The following is an 18,891-nucleotide window of genomic DNA, read 5'->3' as shown; positions in this document are numbered from 1 at the left end:
TCCTGGCGATCCATGGCTCAGCGCCAGTCCTGCATCGCGAGCGCCATGGCGAAGACGATCGTCTGCGCGATCAACGCGATGCCGTGGCGCTGCATCAACTGCCGGGCGCCGAGCACGCGATCGAGCAGGGGCCGCATGCCGTCCGTGCGGCGGCGCAGGCCGAGCGTTGCGAGTGCGCGATCCATGGCGGCCCCCGAGGCGATCGTGCTCCTGGCCAGCCCGTCGAACAGCGCTGCGTCGAGCTGTACGCGCATGGCCAGGTAGCGCTCGGGCAAGCCGATCAGCGCCACCACTGCGAAGGCTGCCCAGGTTGCCGAAGGGAGGGAGCGCCCCGTCAACGCCAGCACCAGCCCGGAGATGAGAGAGAGCGCAAGGCCCCATAGGGCCAGCGCGCCGCTGGCCCGAAGCAGGCCGGCGGTGGTGGCGCACAGGGCGCGATCGTCTTCATTCATGGGCGTGCTTTCCTGGAAGTCAGCTGGTCCAGCAGCGTGAGCCAGCCTGCGCGCAAGACGATCTGGGGCCGCGCGTGGCGCACTGCCGCGTGTGCCGTGGCAAGGGTGTGGCCCGCGCCGTACAGGCCGAGCCAGGCGACCACCGAAGCTGCGCTGCGCGAAAAGCCCAGCGCGCAGCAGACCCATATGGGCTGGTCGCTGCCGCGCAGCCCTTGGAGCGACGCGACTGCGCGACGCAGCTCGGCCGCGTCCGGCAGTGCGAGATCCAGCATCGGCACGCAGCGGGCGCCGGGCACCGGGGGCAACTGGAGCTCGGCACACAGGCTGAGCAATCGCGGGCGGCCTGCGGCTTCCCATTCGGCTGGACTGGGGCGCCGGCCCAGCCGCAGCCCCGGCGCGACCTCCACCGAGGCCGGGAGGCCGCGCGTCCAGAGCCGGGCGCTCAGAGCGGCGGCGAGGCGGTAGGGCGCGAACAGCCAGCGCGCGCTCCAGTGCATGCGGCCGTGGCCATCCATCAGGAACCCGCGGGCGCCGAAGCCCGCATAGTTGAGCGCCACGCCTGCCAGTGCCGCGGCCGGCCAGGCCAGCGACAGCGCCGCGCCCCGGAAGTTCAGCGCGATCGCAAGAAGAAGCAGTGCGCCGGCGGCGTAGCAGCCCCCCAGCTTCCAGCGCTGCGGGTCACGCGCAACCCGCCATGCATGCGGCAGCGCCACCACGCGCTCCAGCGGCCAGAGCCACACGCAAACCAGGCCCAGCAGCGCGCCGGTCGGAATGTCGATGAAGTGGTGCTGCCAGGTGGTGAGCACCGAGGCGCAGATGGCGAGGGTCCAGAGGTGCAGGACGGCGCGAGTAAATCGGGCGTGGACCAGGCGCCGGTAGAAATCCCACAGGATCACAGCCAGTGCGATGTGCAGCGAGGGCGCCTGGTTGAAGGGTTGGTCGAACCCGCGCAGCGCATTGAACAGGAAGGCCGGCGCGCCCTCGACCGCAGGCTGGCCGAAGCTGAAGCGCAGCGGCCAGAGGATGAAGCAGGCCACCGCCACCGCCTGCGCCGTCAGCAGCCGTGCCGCATGGCGATCCAGCACATGGCGGTCGCGCGCGAGGAAGAGCGAGAGCGCGTAGAAGGCGTTGATGGTCCAGTAAGGAAAGATGGTCCAGGGCCAGAAGGGCAGGCTGCGTTCCCACTCGAAGGCCAGCGCCGGCACCTCGGCGCGAGTCGAGGCCCACCAGTTCGCGAAGCCGTAGCTGGCGTAGAAGAGCGGGCCCAGCAGCGCCAGCCAGGCAGCGGCGCGCCTCCAGGGGCGTTGGCGGATCGTCATCGCCCCGTGCGCACTGCGAGCGAGACGGTGAAGATTCCCCACTCGTCGATCCGCTGGTCGATCTTGCGAAAGCCTGCGGCCTCGACCAGCTGATCCATTTCGGCTTGCGTGCGCCGGCGCATCACCCAGGCCTGTCCCTGGCGGTGGCTGGTAAGAGCGCGCGCGATCATCTCCAACTGCGGATGCCAGGGCTGGCCGGTGTAGACCAGGTAGCCGCCATCCTCGACGGCATCGCCGACGCCGGCCAGCGAGCGGCTCACCATGTCGTTGTCCGGGAAGAGCTCGTACAGGCCCGATACGGCGGCGAGCGTGGGCCGCGGCGTCACGCTCGCGAGGCTCGCGCGGTCGAAGGCATCGGCCTGCACGAACTGTGCGCTTGCCTGCAGCGCCTTTTCGGCAATGAGCGCGCGGCCGTCGCGCACGTTGATGTCGCTGTAGTCGCGCAGCAGGATCGAGCTGGCCTTGACGGGGCTGGCCAGCACGGCGTCGAGCACGTAGCGTCCGTGGCCGGCGGCAATGTCCATCACGCGCACTTCGCGCTGCTGCTCGGCCAGCATGTTCATGGCCTTGCGCAGCAGTTCCTCGACGTGCAGCTTGCGTTGGCGGATGCCGCGCCAGCCGATCGAATCGAGGTAGGTCCGATCGATCCTCCGGCCCAGCGGCCCGGCGCCTTGCGCCTGATTGCGATAAACGTAGTCGAGCGTGCTGCCCGAGTCGAAACCCGTGTCATGGCCCAGCCTGACGCCGCTCGACAGCAGGCCGCCGAAACGCAGGCTCGCCCGCGTGAGTGCCCAGTAGGCGCCTCGCGGGGACAGCGCGGGCAGCGGCGCGGCCAGGGCGCGCGACTCGTCGGCGGTCGCGCCGCTCAGGTGGGCGGCGCGCAAGTCCACCGGCGGCGGCGGCCGGTCGAACAGTTCCAGCACGAAGTCGCGGATGGCCGTGACGGCCGGGCCGCGGTCCTTCTCGCCCAGCGTGTCGTGGAAGAAGCCGGGCAGCTCCAGCTTGCGCTTGACCCCGCTGCCGAGCCGCTCGAAGAAGTCGTGCTGGGGCTGGTGGTGCACCACCCAGTCGGCGCCGGAGATCAACAATTGCGTCGGAAGCGTGATGGCCTGGGCATCCGCGACCACGCGCTCGGCTGCCTCGTACAGGCCCAGCAGGATGTTGACGGCGATCGGGCGCGAGATCAGCGGATCGCTCTCGTAGCTGGCGATGCGCGCGGGGTCGTGCGTGAGGAGCTTCGCCTTCACGTAGCTGTTGACGAAGAAGAGGCCGCGCAGCTTGTGCATGAGCGCGAGGCCGGAGCGCGCGAAGGGCACGTAGAGCTTCACCCGGAAGGCCGGCGAGGCCAGGGTGAGCCCCCGCACCTTGGGCGCGTAGTCGTGGGCCCATGTCGCAACCAGCACGGCACCCACGCTCTGTGCGATGACGTGGATGTCCTCGGGCGGCACGCCGTGCGCAGTGCCGATGTGCTCGATGAAGGTCTGCACGTCGCGCACCGAAGTGGCGAAGCCGGGGCTGAAGCCGCGCTCCCCCGGCGACCGGCCATGGCCGCGGGCATCCCAGGCGAAGAAGTCGAAGTCGGGCAGGGCCAGCTCGTCCACCAGGTGGGCCATGCGGGCGCCGTGCTCGTGGCCTCGGTGGAACAGGACGACGGCACCACGCCGAGTGCCGCCGATCGCGGGCCAGTGTCGATAGAACAGCGAGACGCCGTCGTGTGTCTGGAATCGTTGTTCTTCTGGCACGCGGGTGTCGCTCATGATCGGGTCGGTTCTCCTCGGCCGTGCGATGCGGCGCCGGCTTCGGCCAGCGCGCGGCGGATGCGATTCACGATGGTCCAGGCCGCCAGCAGTGCCAGCAAGGGCATGAGCCCGGCGCTCCAGGGCGGCAGCGGCCCGCCGAGCGCGACATACAGGCCCAGCGCGCCGAACACGAAGGCGCGGTCGCTCTTGCCCAGCGGGCCGTCGTAGCGGCGCGAGGCGCCCACCGTCGGCCCCAGTGCGCCGGTGAATTCGGACAGGCCAGCCAAAACGATCAGAACCCCGACCCAGAACGCGCTGAACGGCGCGACCAGCGCGAACGGCAGGTAGAGCGCCGCGTCCGAAAGCACGTCGGTCAGCTCGTTGAGAAAGGCGCCGAGCGCGCTTTGCTGGCCGTATTCGCGCGCCAGCATGCCGTCGATGGCGTTGAAGCCCATGCGCAGGAACATCCACAGCGGCATCAGCGCGAAGGCGGCCGCGGAAGGCGCGGCGAAGAAGAGCCACAGGCCGAGCGCGACCGAGACCCCACAGGCCGCGGCCGTGACCTGGTTGGCCGTCACGCCCATGGCATGCAGGCGGCGGACCAGCGGGCGCAGCAGGGCCTGGAATTGCGGCTTCAGCTCGTAGATCGACACGCTCACCCTCCTCGGTGGCGCATTCTGCCGCAGCCGCCTGCGGCCGCAGCCCTGCGCGAGCCGTCGGCATGCCGTTCGGCCGACTAAACTGTCCGTCCAGCCTACGCCATGACCATACAGACCGACGACTTTGCCCCGGCCCCGCAGCGCGTGGTCTCCGCAGCCCCCGCCTCGCCCAACGAAGAGGCGATCGAGCGGGCGCTACGCCCCAAGCTGCTCGACGATTACGTGGGGCAGGTCAAGGTCCGCGAGCAGCTGGAGATCTTCATCGGCGCCGCGCGGCACCGGGCCGAGGCGCTCGACCATGTGCTGCTCTTCGGCCCGCCCGGCCTGGGCAAGACCACGCTGTCGCACATCATCGCGGCCGAGCTCGGCGTCAACCTCCGCCAGACCTCGGGCCCCGTGCTCGAGAAGCCGAAGGACCTGGCGGCGCTGCTGACCAACCTCGAGCGCAACGACGTGCTCTTCATCGACGAGATCCACCGGCTCTCGCCCGTGGTGGAGGAGATCCTCTACCCGGCGCTCGAGGACTACCAGATCGACATCATGATCGGCGAGGGTCCGGCCGCACGCAGCATCAAGCTGGACCTGCAGCCCTTCACGCTGGTGGGCGCCACCACGCGCGCCGGCATGCTGACCAACCCTTTGCGCGACCGCTTCGGCATCGTCGCGCGGCTGGAGTTCTACACGGCCGAGGAGCTGGCGCGCATCGTGCGCCGCAGCGCCGGCCTGCTCTCGGTGCCGACGGATGACGCCGGCGGCCTGGAGATCGCACGCCGGTCGCGCGGCACGCCGCGCATTGCCAACCGCCTGTTGCGCCGGGTGCGCGACTACGCGCAGGTCAAGGGTGACGGCCGCATCACCGAGGCGCTGGCGCACAAGGCGCTGGCCATGCTCGACGTCGATCCGCAGGGCTTCGACCTGATGGACCGCAAGCTGCTGGAGGCGGTGATCCATCGCTTCGACGGCGGCCCGGTCGGGCTGGACAACATCGCCGCCAGCATCGGCGAGGAGCCCGGCACCATCGAGGACGTGATCGAGCCCTACCTGATCCAGCAGGGCTATCTGCAGCGCACGCCGCGCGGGCGCATCGCCACGCTGGCGGCCTACCGGCACCTGGGCGTCGCCGCGCCGCAGCGCGACGGCGGAGACATGTTCGGCAACTGAAAGTCATTCCCATGCACACCCATGACCTGAGCGGCTGGCAGCACGAGCACCGATTCCAAGACGACAACAGGGCTGCCGAGCACAGCACGCGGCGTGTGATGTGGATCACCGCGGCGGCAATGGTGCTCGAGATCGGCGCCGGGTGGTGGTTCAACTCGATGGCGCTCCTGGCCGACGGCTGGCACATGAGCTCCCACGCGGTGGCGATCGGGCTTAGCGCCTTTGCGTATGCGGCAGCGCGGCGGTACGCTGCCGACCGGCGCTTTGCCTTCGGAACCTGGAAGATCGAGGTGCTTGGGGGCTTCGCCAGTGCCCTGTTCCTGCTCGGCGTCGCGGTGCTGATGGTGGTCGGGTCTCTCGAACGGCTGTGGGCGCCCGCCGCCATTCGTTACCAGGAGGCGATGGTGGTCGGGGTGCTGGGGCTGGCGGTCAACCTGCTGTGCGCGTGGCTGCTGGGCGGCGCCCATCATCATCACCATGATCACGGCCACGACCATGGCGAGCACGGTCACGGTCACGGTCACGGTCATGGCCATGATCTGAACCTGCGCTCCGCCTACCTGCATGTGGTCGCCGACGCCGCGACCTCGGTGCTCGCCATCGTCGCGCTCGCCGGCGGGTGGCTGTACGGATGGGCGTGGCTCGACCCGGTGATGGGCATCGTCGGCGCAGTGCTGGTCGCGAGCTGGGCCCGCGGCCTGCTGGTCGATACGGCAAAGGTGCTGCTCGACCGCGAGATGGACCATCCGGTGGTCGAGGAGATCCGCGACGGCGTCGAGCGAGCCCTCGCGGATTCGCATACCTGCATCGCCGACCTCCACGTGTGGCGCGTGGGCCAGGGCGCCTACGCCTGCGCGCTCAGCGTCGTCACGCATTCGTCGACTCTGACGCCCGGCGAAGTGCGAGCCACGTTCGCGATGCACGAGGAAATCAGGCACTCGACGATCGAGATCCACCGCTGTCACGCAACTGCGTGACGCTGCGCCGCGATTGGCGCGGCCCTGTCACCGGACCTTCACCGCGCCGCCATGAGGGCGTCATCCGCCTTGTCGACGATGACCCCCCATGCAACGCGACGATGCCTTTCTCCGTGCATGGCACGATGCGGCCGATGCTTTCCCCGGTGCGGAGGAGGGCGAGGTCTCGCGTCCGCCGCAGCGCTACCGGACGCTCTGGATCTCCGACCTGCACCTGGGCACGCCCGGCTGCCAAGCCAGGGCGCTGCTCGACTTCCTGAAGCACACCGAGTGCGAGACGCTGTTCCTGGTCGGCGACATCATCGATGGCTGGCAGCTGCGCCGCCATTGGTACTGGCCGCAGCTGCACAACGACGTGATCCAGAAGCTCCTGCGCAAGGCGCGCAAGGGCACGCGCGTGATCTTCATCCCCGGCAACCACGACGAGTTTGCGCGCAAGTACCTGCACCACAACTTCGGCGGCATCGACGTGGCGGAGGAGTGGATTCACGAGACCGCCGACGGCCGCAAGCTCTGGATCATGCACGGCGATCTCTTCGACGGGGTGATCCAGTGCGCGAAGTGGCTGGCCTATGTGGGCGATTCGTTGTACGAGTTCACACTCAAACTCAACCGGCACCTCAACTCCCTGCGCGCGCGCATGGGGCTGCCCTACTGGTCACTGTCGAAGTACCTGAAGCAAAAGGTCAAGCGGGCGGTCAGCTATGTGGGCGACTTCGAGACTGCGGTGGCGCGCGAAGCCCGCAAGCGCGGCGTGCAAGGCGTCGTCTGCGGGCACATCCACCATGCCGAGCTGCGCGACGTCGATGGCATCCTCTACGCCAACGACGGTGACTGGGTCGAGAGCCTCACGGCGCTGGCTGAACACGCCGACGGAAAGCTCGAGATCGTGCACTGGGCCCAGCACATGCCGGCCATGGCGCGGACCGGCCGCGCTGCTTCGCGGCGCGAGCAGGCACACGCATGACGCGCGCGCCCTTGCCGACGCCGTCTCCAGCACTCCGCCGGACCGTCGACCTGGTGTACTTCAATGCCGGCGGCGGACACCGCGCATCGGCCATCGCGCTGGAGGCCGCGATCCATCGTGCAGCCCTGCCGTGGCGCGTGCGCCTGGTCAACCTGCGCGAGGTGCTTGATCCGCACGACGGCTTTCGCAAGCTGACCGGCATGGACCCGGAAGACGTCTACAACAAGCGGCTCGCCCGCGGCTGGACGCTGGGACTGACGCACGAGCTCAAGGTCCTCCAGGCCGTGATTCGCTGGGCCAAGCCCAAGCTGGTGCGGCTCCTCCAGCAACACTGGCTGGCGACCGAACCCGACATGGTGGTCTCGCTGGTCCCCAACTTCAACCGCTCGCTCTGGGAATCAGTGGCGACGTCGCTGCCCGGCGTGCCTTACGTGACGGTGCTGACCGACCTGGCCGACCATCCGCCTCATTTCTGGATCGAGAAGGGGCAGGACCAGTACTTCGTCTGCGGCTCGGCCAAGGCCGTGCAACAGGCGCGCTCGGCGGGCTACGCGGAAGACCGCATCCATGCGACCTCGGGAATGATGATCCGGACGGCCTTCTACGAAACCGGTCCGCTCGATCGCGCCGAGGAGCGCAGCCGCCTGGGCCTGGACCCGGAGCGGCCGACCGGACTGGTGCTGTTTGGTGGGCAGGGCTCGAAGGCCATGGCCGCCATCGCCAAGCGGCTGCCCGACGTTCAGTTGATCCTGGCATGCGGCCACAACGAATCCCTTGCCCAGACGCTGCGTGCGCTGCCCACACGGGCGCCGCGGCTGGTACTGGGCTTCACGCCGGAGGTTGCTTACTACATGCAGCTGTCCGACTTCTTCATCGGCAAGCCGGGGCCCGGGAGCATCAGCGAAGCGGTGCAGCTGCATCTGCCGGTGATCGTGGTGTGCAACAGCTGGACGCTCCCCCAGGAGCGCTATAACGCCCAGTGGGTGCGCGAACAGGGCGTAGGCCTGGTGCGCTCGAGCTATGCCAAGGTGCCGGAGGCCGTCGAGGCGCTGCTGCGTGATCTGGACCGTTACCGCGCCGCGACGCACAAGGTGCGCAATCGGGCGGTGTTCGAGCTGCCGGGCATCCTGCAATCGATCCTGGCCCGCTCCGAAATGCGGGTGGGCGGGGCGACGCCGACCGCCGAACCTGAGCCATTGCGCGCGCGGGCCTGAGCAGCACCCATTTCCGCCTCAAGGGAGTTGGAGCAGGCCGAGCCTGAAGGCCTCGACCACCAGGGCACCCGCCGCCGCGCCGGCTGCAAAGCGGACCCAGGACCATTTTCGGCGTACGGGCTCATGCGTCAGATGGGCCGGATTGAGCGGTGCGAGTCTGCTGCTGTCCTCGGCGTCGGCCTCATCGTCGGACCGTCCTTCGTTGCGGGGATGACGAGAAATCATGTAATCCATAGTAGCTACATGCTATCGATTGCGCTGGCGGAAAAGTAATACTGATTTCTAAGTATTTCTGAAAAATGAGAACTTATGTTTAAATTTGGATAAGGGGCGGCCGCATGCCGCACTGCGCAGCGGAACCGCGAGGAAACCTCTATGAAGAAGACAGTGTCGATGGCGATCGCTAGCCTTGCGTTGGCCATCGGCTTGAGCGCCTGCAAGAGCAATGGCTCCACTCCAGCGGCGCCCGCCAATGGGGGCATGGCCGCCCCAGTGACGGCGACCTGGCAGCCGGCGGACAAGACGACCGAGTTCCTCAAGGCCTTCCGTCCCCAGGAATAGACCCCATCCAAACCCCCGAGTCTCTTTTCAGCGGGTTATTTCAATCTGGTTCAATGGGCGTTACCGTGGAGCCGCCTGGTCGCGGGGCCGTGTCGGCGACGGTACATCGGTGCGGGTCGCCGATCCGGCACCAGCCAGCCGTCGGCCCGCTCCGCTGCGAGCCAGTTGATGCGGTCCTGTCGTCTGAAGGCGAGTTCCAGTGCGGCGCGAGTCCTGGTCTTGCGCCGGTCGAGCCAAGCCAGAGTGGTGGTCATGATGAGGCCCGCCAATGACACGAAGGCCGCGATAAGCGCCGCCACGGTCAATAGAAGCTGCAAGTCATGCAGATCGAACTCGCTGGCCGACGGCCGGGGTGCCATGGGCGGTGGCGTCTGCAACGGGGAAAAGGCGAGCTCGACCCAGACGAGCGCGAAAGCCAAGGCTGTCGCCAGCATGAAGGTCCAGGCAAAGAATCGCTGATAGCTCTTGTGCACGGCAGCGGGGGAGTCCATGCGCCCTCCGGCAAATGACGGGACGTCGATAGTGCGGTCCAGGGATCAGAAGCTTGTCAGACAAGACGCACGGCGCGTGCCGGATCAGGTCGAAGCTGTCGCGCGCTGCGGGCGGGAAAGAAAAAAGCCCGCTACCAAGTTGATAGCGGGCCTTCTTGTGGTGGTGGCTCTTCACGGACTCGAACCGCGGACCTGTGGATTATGATTCCATCGCTCTAACCGACTGAGCTAAAGAGCCGAGCCCAAAATTATAACCCGGCTTGATGCAGCCTCAACCGCCCTTGGGCAGTTTCGCCAGCTCTTCGCTGACCAGCCGCACGATCAACCGATCCAGCGTCTGCACCGAATAGTTGCTCACGTCGTGCGTCGTCTCGCGGCCGGGGCCGCTGGCCGGATGACTCGCCTCCCGGTAGGTCAGGAACACAAAGCGTCCGCCGGTGTACTGGGCGATCTGCCGCTGGATGTACTCGCCCTGCTTGTCCAGCCCGCTCGCGCCCACACTGAACACCTTGATCCCTTTGCCCAGCGCGGCCGTCATGTCGTCGTCGTACTGAGGCCCGCCGTAGTCCAGATGCGGTGGGGCGTCGGCCAGCAGCACGACCATGCGCGTGGCGCCGGTGCCGCGCCAGCTCAGCCGGTGCACGGTCTCGTGCAGTGCCTCGTTCATCGCTTCAGGATAGTCTCCGCCGCCATTGGCCTGCAGCGCGTCGAGCACCGACTGAAAAGCGCCCAGGTCATCGGTGAAGTCATGGCGGCGCACCAGGAATTCGTCGCCACGATCGCGATAGGCCACCAGGCCGAAGCAGGTGTCGGGCCGGCTCGGCAACCGCGCCACTTCGTTGGCGATGCTGCGCAGGCTCGCCTTGAGCTTGCCGATCTCGTCGCCCATGGACCCGGTTGCGTCGATCAGGAAGACCAGATCCAGCTGGGCGCGCTGCGGGACCGCACCCTCGTTGAGGACCAGCTCGACGGCGCTCTTCTGCCCGCGGCGAAGAAAGGCCGTGCCCTGCCGGCCGTTCTTGCGCACGGCAACTTCATAAAGCGCGCTGCCCGAGGGATCGAAAGCCCTGGGATGTAGCCATGCGCGCCCAGCCGCGTCGGTGCGTGCCCACATGGCGGCGCCGCTCGCGGCCTGGACCGCAACCTCGGCGTCAGGCACCGGGTCGCCTCGCCGGTTGCGTACCTGCAGCAGGTAGCGCTCGCTCACGTCGCGTTCGCGGTGGGCGACCTGGGTGCGCTGGCGGAACTGCAGGTAGGCCGCGAAGTCGGCGTTGTCATCCACCATGCCCGCCGTGACGATCTCCTGCGCCGGACGTGGACGCTGGCTGAGCTGCGGAGCGGGTGCCGGCGGCGCGAAGCGCGGCTCCGCCTCCGCCTCGGCGGCCAGCGCCTCCCTCGCGGCGCGCGCAGGCGCGCTGGCGGGGGCGGGCAAAGTGGTCGCGGCATCGGCCGAAGGCTCGCCGGGCGGCCTGCGACGTGCCCGCTCCTCGCGCGCGATGGGGGCAGCGCCATGGCCGCCCATGACTGCTTCGTCGCGCTGGCCCCCCGTGCGGCCCGGCGTCTCCGACGTCTGCACCGGCCGCGCGCAATGGGAGGCCGAGGGTGCCTCGAAATTCGGCACCATGCGCGCCACCACCTTGGCCGGCCATTGAGGTGACGGAAAGGTCGGTGGTTCAGGCTGGGGAGCAGGCGTCGGCCAGTGGGCGGCGCCGTGCGCGAGCTCGCTGGCGCTGCAGGCGCTGAGCAGGAGCTGCGCACACAGCAATGCGGCCAGCGAGCGTTGGAAGAGGCGGGAAGGGCGAGAAATCATCAGCAGCTCCGGTGGTGGATGCACGCTGATACGGCGGCCGCAGGTGCCGCGGGTTAGCGCGCCGCGCCTTTTTGCGCTGTCGCTAACCCCGGGCGTCACCAGCGTTCGTAGAACGAGAGGTGAAAATCTGCCGATGCTTGCGCCACCCGCCGCCGACCCCGCGCTCCACGCCACCATGCCCGACGACCAACTGATGCTTGCCTACGCTGACGGCGACGCCCGCGCCTTCGACACGCTTTACGCGCGGCACGAGAGTGCGCTGCTGCGCTTCGTGCGGCGCCTCATGGGCGTTCGGCTCGCGGCGGAAGTCGAGGAGGTGTTCCAGGAGACCTGGATGCGCATCATCGCGGCGCGCCAGAGCTTTGCGCCGCAGGGCGCCAGCTGGCGCACCTGGGCTTTCACGATCGCGCACAACCTGGCCATGGACCGGCTGCGCCTGAGCGGACGCGAAGTCGCCTTCTACGCGCATGACGAAGACGGCGACGGCCTCGAGGCGGCGCGGCTGTTCAGCCGCGGTCTGCTGAGCGGGAATGCGGCGTCTTCCGACGCCGCCCATCCGTCGGCCGAGGAACTCGCCTTCTGGCGCGCGGCCGGCCGCCGCCTGCTGGCTTGCCTCGATGAGCTGCCGGACGAGCAACGCTCGGCCTTCCTGCTGCACCACGAGGAGGGCTTCACGGTCGAGCTGATGGCGCAAACACTCGACATCAACTTCGAGACCGTGCGGAGCCGCCTTCGCTACGGGCTCAAAAAGCTGCGCGGCTGCATGGAGCGCTACCTGTCGGTGCTGGAGCGTCGGCGATGAGACGACTGGCCGATCCGAGATCGACGCCTGGCACGAAGGGTTTGCAATGAGCACGATGGACGAAAACGGCACCGATGACCTCAGCGACGAGGCGCTGCGCCGCGCCCTTCTCCATGCGCCGGATCACACGGCGGTGCCGAACTGGCGGCTGCGCAAGGCAATCCTCGACCATGCGCACGAGGCGGTAATGCCTTTCGAGCCTGCAGAAGCGGCCGAGCCCGTGCGGCCCTGGTGGAAGCGGCTGTGGGGCATCGGCGGCGACCAGGAGGGTGCCAGTCGCATGCCGAGGAACGCTGCCTTCGCGACCCTGCTGGTCGGCGTGCTGATCGCGGTCCTTTGGCAGCGGGAGCCCGTGCCCGGGTCGCGGCCCGACGGCGAGGCGCCGGTCATCGCACCGGCGCAGCGCAGCGAGCCCCCGCCCGCACCGGCATCCCCGCCGCCGGCCGCGCCTGCGCAGGCGCCCGCTCCGCCACCTCAGGCAGTAGAACGGGCGCTGCTGTCGAGCCAGGACATTCCGGGTGGCCCGATTCCGGCGCCGGAGCTGCCGACGGAGGCGGTGCCGGCCCCGGCCCCGGCCCCGGCCCAAGATGCTCGCCCCCCGCGCTCGGCAGAACGCCCTGCACCGGCTCGCGCGCCTTCCGAACTGGCGCGTCGGCCAGCCAACGACGCCGCCTTGTCTTCACCAGACGGCGCGGCTGCGACGGAGTCCAGGAAGAAGGAAGCCGCCATGTCCGCAGGACAGCAGGCGGCAGCGTCTCCGCCTGCCGCGGCGGCCGTGCCCGCGCCCGCTGCACCGCCGGAGCCGCCCAGCTTCTCCGCCCTCTCGCAATGGAGTCGGCTCAGCATCACGCAGCGGGGTGGTTCCAGCCGCAGCCTGTCCCGCTCGGAGGCGCAGGACCTCAGCGCCCTGTTGGGGTCAGCCGCAATCTCGGCCGTCGGCGCGCAACCACTGGCGGGCCAGCCGGAATGGCGTGTCACGCTGGAGCGCGGCAATGGCGATGTGCTGGCGACCTTCGAACTCGGGCGCGGTCAAGTGCGCTGGCGCGAGGGACGGGGGGGCGCGACCACCGGGACGCCATCGCCGGCATCGATGGCGGCCTTGCGCGAGGCCTTGCAGCACGCCCTGGAGCAGCCGGCGCAGCCTGCACCCCGGACGGAGTTGAAGCCGGCACCACAGCAGCCGGCGGGGTCTGAAGCGGTGCCGTCCGCCGCGCCGACCCGCTAGCTCATTCGTGCTTGAAGGCGGGCTTGCGCTTGTTGACGAAGGCGTCCATGCCTTCTTTTTGATCGCTGGTGGCGAAGAGCGCGTGGAAGAGGCGACGCTCGAACATCACGCCGTCTGTCAGGCCACTCTCGAAGGCGCGGTTGACCGATTCCTTGGCGGCCATCACCGCCACCTGGGAGAAGTCGGCGATCAAGAGCGCTGCGCCAAGCGCCTCGTCCATCAGCTTCTCATACGGGACGACCCGGCTGACCAGGCCCGAGCGCTCGGCCTCGGCCGCGTCCATCATGCGGCCCGTCAGCGCCATGTCCATGGCCTTGGCCTTGCCAACGGCGCGCGGCAGCCGCTGCGTGCCGCCGGCGCCCGGGATCACGCCGAGCTTGATCTCCGGCTGGCCGAACTTCGCGTTGTCCGCCGCGATGATGAAGTCGCACATCATGGCCAGTTCGCAGCCGCCGCCGAGCGCGAAGCCGCTCACGGCGGCGATCACCGGCTTGCGCACGCTGCGGATGGTTTCCCAGTTGCGTGTGATGTAGTCGCCCTTGTAGACATCGACGAAGCTGTAGCTCGCCATGGCCCCGATGTCGGCGCCCGCCGCGAAGGCGCGTTCGCTGCCGGTCACGATGGTGCAGCCGATGGCCGGGTCGGCGTCGAACGCCTTGAGCGCGTCACCCAGCTCGGTCATCAGCGCGTCATTGAGCGCATTCAGGGCCTTGGGCCGGTTCAGCGTCACGACGCCGACCTTGCCGGCCTCGGTGCGGACTTCGATGTTCTCGTAGCTCATGAGGGTCTCCTTCAAGGAACAAAACAGGGAACGGTGCTCGTCGCCGGTCTCAGCGCGGCGACAACCACTGCGCGAGCTTCGCGGGATCCTGCACGGCCAGCCGCAAGGTCGTGACGCCGGTGGGCAGGGTGAGCGGCAGGCGCAGCAGGCGTCGGTCGCGCGCCACCAGCGCAGTGATCTTCTTCAGCGGGCCGAGGTAGAGCGCGAGGTCATCGAGCCGCGCGATGCGCCAGCCCTGCGCCGGACGGCCCTTCGCGCCGGGCAGTTCGATGCCGATCCACTCGTCGTTGGCCGAGAAGCCGGCCTGTTCGGCCGCGGCGCCGCGCAACACCATCTTGACCTGCACGCTGCCACCCGACTCCGCCACGCGCAGGCCCAGTTCCTGCGCGCGCTGGGACGGATCCTCGTTCACGGCGACCCCTTGCTTGCCCAGCAGCTCTGCCAGCGGGAGCTCTTCGGTCGAATGGACCCAGCGCGCCATCTCGTTCGAGAAGGAACGGCCGCCGACAGTTTCCAGCGCCGCCGCGAAGTCGGCCTCGGCCACAGGCCCGCCGCCGCTGCGCGCCCACATCAGCCGCATCACGTCGTCAAGCGAGCCGCCGCCTTCGCCGCGCAGCGTCAGGTCGAAGCACATCGCGACCAACGCGCCCTTGGTGTAGTAGCTGATCGTGGTGTTTGCAGTTTGCTCGTCTTGCCGGTAGTACTTGACCCAAGCGTCGAAGCTCGCCTGTGCCACCGACTGCACATGGCGGCCCGGCGCCTGCAGGACCTGGTTGGCGGTCTTGTTGACCAGGCGCAGATAGCCAGCGTCGTCCAGAAGACCGGCGCGGCGAAGCAGCAGGTCGTCGTAGTAGCTGGTGAAGCCCTCGAACAGCCACAGGAGCTGGGTGTAGTTCTCCCGCCCGTAGTCGTAGCGTTCGAACTCGGCGGGCCGCAGGCGCTTCACGTTCCAGGTATGGAAGTATTCGTGGCTGATCAGGCCCAGAAGCGTGGTGTAGCCATCGCTCTGCTTCTTCAGTCCGAACTGCGGCAAGTCGCGCCGCGTGCAGATCAGCGCCGTCGAATGACGATGCTCCAGCCCCCCGTAGCCGTCATCCACCGCGTTCAGCATGAAGACATAGCGGTCGTGCGGCGGCTTCGGCCCGCCTCGCTTGCCGACCTTGGCGCCGTGCCAGAAGCGCATCTGCGTCTCGCAGATGGCGCGCGTGTCGGCAATCAGGCGCGCACCGTCGAAGGAGGGCGGCGCGCCCGCGACAACGAAGCGGTGCGGCACGCCGCAGGCGTCGAACTCGGCGCTCCAGAAGGCGCCCATCTCGACGGGGCTGTCAGCGAGTTCGTCGTAGTCGGCTGCGAGGTAGCTGCCGAAGCCGTGAGGGTTGGTCCTGACCGGCTTGAGTGCAGTGGCGCAAGACCAGCGTTCCTCGTCCGGCAGAAGCGCGGGCGCGACGATCTCGATCGCATGCGGCCCATCGGCCTGGCCCTCGACGCGCAGGCACAGACCGGTGCCGTTGAAGAAGGCCCGTGCGCCGTCCAGCCACGCGGTACGCACCGAGTTGTCGTAGGCGCAGACCTGATAGCGCAATTCAAGGGGCTTGTCCGCCGCGCAGTCGATCTCCCAGCTGTGCTTGTCGAGCTGCCGCAGCGCGGGTTTGCGCCGGCCCTGGCTTGCCTGCAGCTGCTGCAGGTTCTTCGAGAACTCGCGCACCAGGTAGCTGCCCGGAATCCATACCGGCAGCGTGACGCGCTGACCCGCGGCAGGCCGCTCGATGCGCAGTGTGATCGCGAAGAGGTGCGCGTTGCGGTCCGCGCATTCGACGCGGTAGTGGATGGCCGGCGCCATCAGTTGATGGCGGCGAGTTGCTTCTCGACCTGCGCCGCCGGGATTGCGCCCGGGGCGCGCGTGCCGTCGCTGAAGATCAGCGTGGGCGTACCGGTGATGTTGTACTTCTGGCCGAACTCGCGGTTGCGCGTGAGCGCGGCGGTGTCGCACTCGGCGCTCTCGGGCGTGACGCCGCGCTGCATCCAGTCGGTCCAGGCCTTGGCCTTGTCCTTGGCGCACCAGATGTTGCGCGCCTTGGTCACGGAATCGGGCCCCAGCACGGGGTAGAGGAAGAGGTGGATGGTCACGTTGTCGACCTTGGTCAGGTCACGCTCGAACTGCTTGCAGTAGCCGCAATTGGGATCCTCGAAGACGGCGAGCTTGCGCTTGCCGTTGCCGCGCACGATCTTGAAGGCGTCCTTCACGGGCAGCTTGTCGAAGGCCACCTCGCTGAGCTTCTCGACACGCTCCTCGGTCAGGTTGCGCCGTGCCTTGACGTCGATGAGGTTCCCCTGCAGCAGATAGTTGCCCTGCTCATCGGTGTAGAAGATCTCGAAGCCGTTGATGCGCACTTCGTAGAGCCCCGGCATCGGCGCCTTGCGGATCTCGTCGATCTTGGCGAACTGCGGAATGCGCGCTGCCAGGTTCTGGCGGATCTCGGCTTCGCCAGCAGCAGCGCCCAGGCTGCAGCCGAATGCGAACGCGGCAAGAAGAGCGGATGCGGATTTCATGGTGGTGGTCTTGCTTGCGGGATTCATTGGAGTACCTGCGGCTGCGGTGCTATTCGCCTTGGATCGGCCGTGCGGCTCATGTCAGGCCCATGGCCTGCCTGGCGACCCAGTACTTGATGAGGCGCGTGCGGTCGAAGCCGCGCATGCCCCAGTTGCGCAGGGCCGGCAGTGGGTCTGCACTGTGCGCGAACAGCTGCTGCAGGCCGTCGGTGGCGAGGCTCATGGCCAGGACCTCGGACCGGCGCGCGCGTTCGTAGGCGCGCAGCAGCCGGGCGTCGCCCACGCTGCGCCAGTAGTCGCGGTCCTTGATGATCTGCGCCAGCGCCGCGGCATCGGCCAGCCCCAGGTTGAGGCCCTGACCCGCCAGCGGATGCACGGTGTGCGCGGCGTCGCCGGCCAGTGCCCACGCATTGCCGTCAGGCAGCCGCCCGGTCCAGCGGTCTGCGATGGCACGCTGCAGCGGCCAGGATGCGCGCTCGCTGACCACGCGCAGCGCGCCCAGGGCACCATGGCTGGCCTCGTGCAAGGCGGCATTGAACTGCTCGGCGGTCAGCGCCAGCAGCTCCGGTGCGCGGAACTGATCGACCGACCACACCAGCGCGAGCTGCTTGCCGCTCATCGGCAGCAGGGCGAACACCTCGCCTCGATCGTTGAACCATTGGCGCGCGGCGCCGTCGTGCGGCTCATCGGCAACCAGGCGGGCGGCGATCGCGTGCTGCGGATAGCGCGTGACCTCATAGCGCACGCCAAGCGTTTCTCGGGTGGCGCTGATGCGGCCCTCGCAAACGACCGTGAGCGGCGCCGGCACGGGCTCGGGCACGACTTCGATGCGGGACTGGAAGCGCACGGCATCGGTGAGCTGTTGCTCCAGCGCGGGCACGTCGACGATCCAGGCCAAGGCCTCGACCTTCTGCCGCGCCGCATGGAATTGCACGCGGCCGCCTTCGTCGCCATACACCAGCATCTCGCGTACAGGCGTGGCATGCGGCGCATCGGGCCAGCCGCGCAGGGTGTCGAGCAGGGTCTTCGAGGCTGCGTTGAGTGCGTAGGCGCGGACGTCCTGCTTCTCGGTCGAGGCGGCGGGCGCGACCAGCGCCACGCGGACCCGTTCGCGCGCAAGCAGCAGCGCCAGCGCCCGGCCGACGATGCCGGCGCCGCGAATGCAAACCTCGGGAGGAAGAGCCATCGAGCCATTGTAGGAGGCCGATGCGGGCGGGGTGCGGGACAATCGCCCGCTTCAGCCAAGGATTCACCCCGTGACCGCATCGCCCGACTTCGACCTGCAGGCAACCATCGCCCGCCTCTTCGTCTATCCGATCAAGTCCTGCGCCGGCGTCGAGCTGCCCGAAGCGTTGCTCACCGAGACCGGGCTGGAATTCGATCGCGCCTGGATGGTGGTCGATGCCGAGGGCGAGTTCGTCACCCAGCGCGAGCTGCCGCGGATGGCGTTGATCCGTCCGCAGATGAAGCACTCGGAGATGCTGCTGCGTGCCCCGGGCATGCTGGCGCTGCACATCGCCTTCGACCGCGTCGAGCAGCCGGTGCGCGTGCGGGTCTGGAAAGACGAAGTGGCCGCCTACGACATGGGCGACATCGCGGCCCAGTGGTTCAGCGACTTCCTGTCGCAGCCCGGCCGCCTGCAGAAGCTGCGGCTGGTGCGTTTCGATCCCGAATACAAGCGGCTCTCGAACCTGAAGTGGACCGGCGGCATCGAGGCACAGAATCAGTTTGCCGACGGGTATCCGCTGCTGGTGGCAAGCGAGGGCTCGCTCGCCGGGCTCAATGCGCGGCTCGCCGCGCAAGGCCATGCAGCCGTCGGTATCGAGCGTTTCCGCCCCAATATCGTGCTGGCCGGACTCGAGGCGCATGACGAGGACCGCGTCGAACTGCTGCATGTGCGAACGGAAGAGGGCGAGGCGCGCCTGCAGCCGGTGAAGCCCTGCGTGCGTTGCCCGATTCCCGACATCGACCCGGGCACGGCCGAATGCAGCCCTGAAGTCGGCGACATGCTGCGCACCTATCGCGTCGATCCGCGCGTCGATGGCGCCATCACGTTCGGCATGAATGCCATCGTGCTGCAGGGCATCGAATACATGCTGCGGCGCGGTCAGCCGGTCGGCGCCAACCTGCGCTTCGCGTGAGGGTGAAGCGACGCGCCTAAAATTGGCGCTTCCCCAAAGCAT

General features: G+C 68.5%; 19 protein-coding genes and 1 tRNA gene. 8 read left to right on the top strand and 12 right to left on the bottom strand.

What is annotated here, in order from left to right:
• Positions 1–17: 17 nt before the first annotated feature.
• The 4 genes from E5CHR_RS26595 to E5CHR_RS26580 are packed head-to-tail and all read right to left on the bottom strand — an operon-like array spanning position 18 to position 4,163.
• Entirely contained in the window at positions 18–452 is a 435-nt protein-coding gene (locus E5CHR_RS26595) for a hypothetical protein (RefSeq protein ID WP_162582708.1), read from the bottom strand.
• Positions 449–1,771: a phosphatase PAP2/dual specificity phosphatase family protein gene (locus E5CHR_RS26590; RefSeq protein ID WP_162582707.1), complete on the bottom strand. Its 1,323-nt coding sequence runs from the start codon at positions 1,769–1,771 to the stop codon at positions 449–451. The genes E5CHR_RS26595 and E5CHR_RS26590 overlap by 4 nt, the downstream gene beginning before the upstream one ends.
• Positions 1,768–3,528, bottom strand: a complete 1,761-nt coding sequence (locus E5CHR_RS26585; RefSeq protein WP_162582705.1) for a bifunctional alpha/beta hydrolase/class I SAM-dependent methyltransferase — start codon at positions 3,526–3,528, stop codon at positions 1,768–1,770. The genes E5CHR_RS26590 and E5CHR_RS26585 overlap by 4 nt, the downstream gene beginning before the upstream one ends.
• The gene (locus tag E5CHR_RS26580) at positions 3,525–4,163 is read right to left on the bottom strand and encodes a CDP-alcohol phosphatidyltransferase family protein (RefSeq protein ID WP_162582702.1); all 639 of its coding nucleotides are present in this window, start codon (positions 4,161–4,163) and stop codon (positions 3,525–3,527) included. Before E5CHR_RS26580 ends, E5CHR_RS26585 begins: the two co-directional genes overlap by 4 nt.
• Positions 4,164–4,271: 108 nt before the next feature.
• On the opposite strand from E5CHR_RS26580, the gene ruvB reads away from it, so the two are divergent.
• The 4 genes from ruvB to E5CHR_RS26560 all read left to right on the top strand — a co-directional run bounded on the left by ruvB (position 4,272) and on the right by E5CHR_RS26560 (position 8,488).
• Positions 4,272–5,330 carry a Holliday junction branch migration DNA helicase RuvB gene (gene ruvB, locus E5CHR_RS26575; RefSeq protein WP_162582700.1) on the top strand — a complete coding sequence of 353 codons (1,059 nt, stop codon included), beginning with the start codon at positions 4,272–4,274 and terminating at the stop codon, positions 5,328–5,330.
• Positions 5,331–5,341: 11 nt separating this feature from the next.
• Positions 5,342–6,307, top strand: coding sequence for a CDF family Co(II)/Ni(II) efflux transporter DmeF (gene dmeF / locus E5CHR_RS26570; RefSeq protein ID WP_162582698.1), 966 nt, complete (start codon positions 5,342–5,344; stop codon positions 6,305–6,307).
• An 88-nt stretch (positions 6,308–6,395) separates the two neighbouring features.
• On the top strand, positions 6,396–7,274 hold the full coding sequence (locus tag E5CHR_RS26565) for a UDP-2,3-diacylglucosamine diphosphatase (protein ID WP_162582696.1): 879 nt from the start codon (positions 6,396–6,398) through the stop codon (positions 7,272–7,274).
• Complete coding sequence (locus E5CHR_RS26560; protein ID WP_162582694.1) at positions 7,271–8,488, top strand: glycosyltransferase; 1,218 nt, start codon at positions 7,271–7,273, stop codon at positions 8,486–8,488. Before E5CHR_RS26565 ends, E5CHR_RS26560 begins: the two co-directional genes overlap by 4 nt.
• A gap of 18 nt (positions 8,489–8,506) precedes the next feature.
• Here the strand turns inward: E5CHR_RS26560 and E5CHR_RS26555 are convergent, their stop codons facing one another.
• Positions 8,507–8,722: a hypothetical protein gene (locus tag E5CHR_RS26555; RefSeq protein ID WP_162582692.1), complete on the bottom strand. Its 216-nt coding sequence runs from the start codon at positions 8,720–8,722 to the stop codon at positions 8,507–8,509.
• Positions 8,723–8,881: 159 nt separating this feature from the next.
• Here E5CHR_RS26555 and E5CHR_RS26550 point away from each other — a divergent pair, with 159 nt between their 5' ends.
• The gene (locus E5CHR_RS26550; protein WP_162582690.1) at positions 8,882–9,049 is read left to right on the top strand and encodes a hypothetical protein; all 168 of its coding nucleotides are present in this window, start codon (positions 8,882–8,884) and stop codon (positions 9,047–9,049) included.
• A gap of 50 nt (positions 9,050–9,099) precedes the next feature.
• Here the strand turns inward: E5CHR_RS26550 and E5CHR_RS26545 are convergent, their stop codons facing one another.
• The 3 genes from E5CHR_RS26545 to E5CHR_RS26535 all read right to left on the bottom strand — a co-directional run bounded on the left by E5CHR_RS26545 (position 9,100) and on the right by E5CHR_RS26535 (position 11,350).
• Entirely contained in the window at positions 9,100–9,540 is a 441-nt protein-coding gene (locus tag E5CHR_RS26545; RefSeq protein WP_162582688.1) for a hypothetical protein, read from the bottom strand.
• A 161-nt stretch (positions 9,541–9,701) separates the two neighbouring features.
• Positions 9,702–9,778, bottom strand: a tRNA-Met gene (locus E5CHR_RS26540).
• Between the two features lie 33 nt (positions 9,779–9,811).
• On the bottom strand, positions 9,812–11,350 hold the full coding sequence (locus tag E5CHR_RS26535; protein WP_162582686.1) for a vWA domain-containing protein: 1,539 nt from the start codon (positions 11,348–11,350) through the stop codon (positions 9,812–9,814).
• A gap of 133 nt (positions 11,351–11,483) precedes the next feature.
• Here E5CHR_RS26535 and E5CHR_RS26530 point away from each other — a divergent pair, with 133 nt between their 5' ends.
• Complete coding sequence (locus E5CHR_RS26530; RefSeq protein ID WP_232062200.1) at positions 11,484–12,152, top strand: sigma-70 family RNA polymerase sigma factor; 669 nt, start codon at positions 11,484–11,486, stop codon at positions 12,150–12,152.
• Between the two features lie 46 nt (positions 12,153–12,198).
• Positions 12,199–13,377, top strand: a complete 1,179-nt coding sequence (locus tag E5CHR_RS26525) for a hypothetical protein (protein WP_162582684.1) — start codon at positions 12,199–12,201, stop codon at positions 13,375–13,377.
• A gap of 1 nt (position 13,378) precedes the next feature.
• Here the strand turns inward: E5CHR_RS26525 and E5CHR_RS26520 are convergent, their stop codons facing one another.
• The 4 genes from E5CHR_RS26520 to E5CHR_RS26505 form a co-directional block, all read right to left on the bottom strand.
• Positions 13,379–14,158, bottom strand: a complete 780-nt coding sequence (locus E5CHR_RS26520) for an enoyl-CoA hydratase (RefSeq protein WP_162582682.1) — start codon at positions 14,156–14,158, stop codon at positions 13,379–13,381.
• Between the two features lie 49 nt (positions 14,159–14,207).
• Positions 14,208–15,998, bottom strand: a complete 1,791-nt coding sequence (locus E5CHR_RS26515) for a M61 family metallopeptidase (protein WP_162582680.1) — start codon at positions 15,996–15,998, stop codon at positions 14,208–14,210.
• A complete protein-coding gene (locus E5CHR_RS26510; protein ID WP_162582678.1) occupies positions 15,998–16,708 on the bottom strand; it encodes a DsbC family protein in 711 nt (236 codons plus the stop codon). The genes E5CHR_RS26515 and E5CHR_RS26510 overlap by 1 nt, the downstream gene beginning before the upstream one ends.
• 76 nt (positions 16,709–16,784) lie before the next feature.
• Positions 16,785–17,894 (bottom strand): FAD-dependent monooxygenase, encoded by a 1,110-nt coding sequence (locus E5CHR_RS26505; RefSeq protein WP_162582676.1) that lies wholly within the window; start codon positions 17,892–17,894, stop codon positions 16,785–16,787.
• 70 nt (positions 17,895–17,964) lie between these two features.
• Between E5CHR_RS26505 and E5CHR_RS26500 the strand changes: the two genes are divergently transcribed.
• Positions 17,965–18,849 (top strand): MOSC domain-containing protein, encoded by an 885-nt coding sequence (locus tag E5CHR_RS26500; protein ID WP_162582674.1) that lies wholly within the window; start codon positions 17,965–17,967, stop codon positions 18,847–18,849.
• The last annotated feature ends 42 nt before the right edge of the window (positions 18,850–18,891 follow it).

Source organism: Variovorax sp. PBS-H4, assembly GCF_901827205.1.
Lineage (GTDB): Bacteria > Pseudomonadota > Gammaproteobacteria > Burkholderiales > Burkholderiaceae_C > Variovorax.
Note: the sequence above shows the minus strand (reverse complement) of the source record. Positions and strands in the feature narration are given on the sequence as shown.

Bases quoted from the DNA above. Each gene is read 5' to 3' on its own strand.
- E5CHR_RS26595 (WP_162582708.1), bottom strand. From the start codon at position 452: ATGAATGAAGACGATCGCGCCCTGTGCGCCACCACCGCCGGCCTGCTT.
- E5CHR_RS26590 (WP_162582707.1), bottom strand. From the start codon at position 1,771: ATGACGATCCGCCAACGCCCCTGGAGGCGCGCCGCTGCCTGGCTGGCG.
- E5CHR_RS26585 (WP_162582705.1), bottom strand. From the start codon at position 3,528: ATGAGCGACACCCGCGTGCCAGAAGAACAACGATTCCAGACACACGAC.
- ruvB (WP_162582700.1), top strand. From the start codon at position 4,272: ATGACCATACAGACCGACGACTTTGCCCCGGCCCCGCAGCGCGTGGTC.
- dmeF (WP_162582698.1), top strand. From the start codon at position 5,342: ATGCACACCCATGACCTGAGCGGCTGGCAGCACGAGCACCGATTCCAA.
- E5CHR_RS26565 (WP_162582696.1), top strand. From the start codon at position 6,396: ATGCAACGCGACGATGCCTTTCTCCGTGCATGGCACGATGCGGCCGAT.
- E5CHR_RS26560 (WP_162582694.1), top strand. From the start codon at position 7,271: ATGACGCGCGCGCCCTTGCCGACGCCGTCTCCAGCACTCCGCCGGACC.
- E5CHR_RS26555 (WP_162582692.1), bottom strand. From the start codon at position 8,722: ATGGATTACATGATTTCTCGTCATCCCCGCAACGAAGGACGGTCCGAC.
- E5CHR_RS26550 (WP_162582690.1), top strand. From the start codon at position 8,882: ATGGCGATCGCTAGCCTTGCGTTGGCCATCGGCTTGAGCGCCTGCAAG.
- E5CHR_RS26545 (WP_162582688.1), bottom strand. From the start codon at position 9,540: ATGGACTCCCCCGCTGCCGTGCACAAGAGCTATCAGCGATTCTTTGCC.
- E5CHR_RS26535 (WP_162582686.1), bottom strand. From the start codon at position 11,350: ATGATTTCTCGCCCTTCCCGCCTCTTCCAACGCTCGCTGGCCGCATTG.
- E5CHR_RS26530 (WP_232062200.1), top strand. From the start codon at position 11,484: ATGCTTGCGCCACCCGCCGCCGACCCCGCGCTCCACGCCACCATGCCC.
- E5CHR_RS26525 (WP_162582684.1), top strand. From the start codon at position 12,199: ATGAGCACGATGGACGAAAACGGCACCGATGACCTCAGCGACGAGGCG.
- E5CHR_RS26520 (WP_162582682.1), bottom strand. From the start codon at position 14,158: ATGAGCTACGAGAACATCGAAGTCCGCACCGAGGCCGGCAAGGTCGGC.
- E5CHR_RS26515 (WP_162582680.1), bottom strand. From the start codon at position 15,998: ATGGCGCCGGCCATCCACTACCGCGTCGAATGCGCGGACCGCAACGCG.
- E5CHR_RS26510 (WP_162582678.1), bottom strand. From the start codon at position 16,708: ATGAAATCCGCATCCGCTCTTCTTGCCGCGTTCGCATTCGGCTGCAGC.
- E5CHR_RS26505 (WP_162582676.1), bottom strand. From the start codon at position 17,894: ATGGCTCTTCCTCCCGAGGTTTGCATTCGCGGCGCCGGCATCGTCGGC.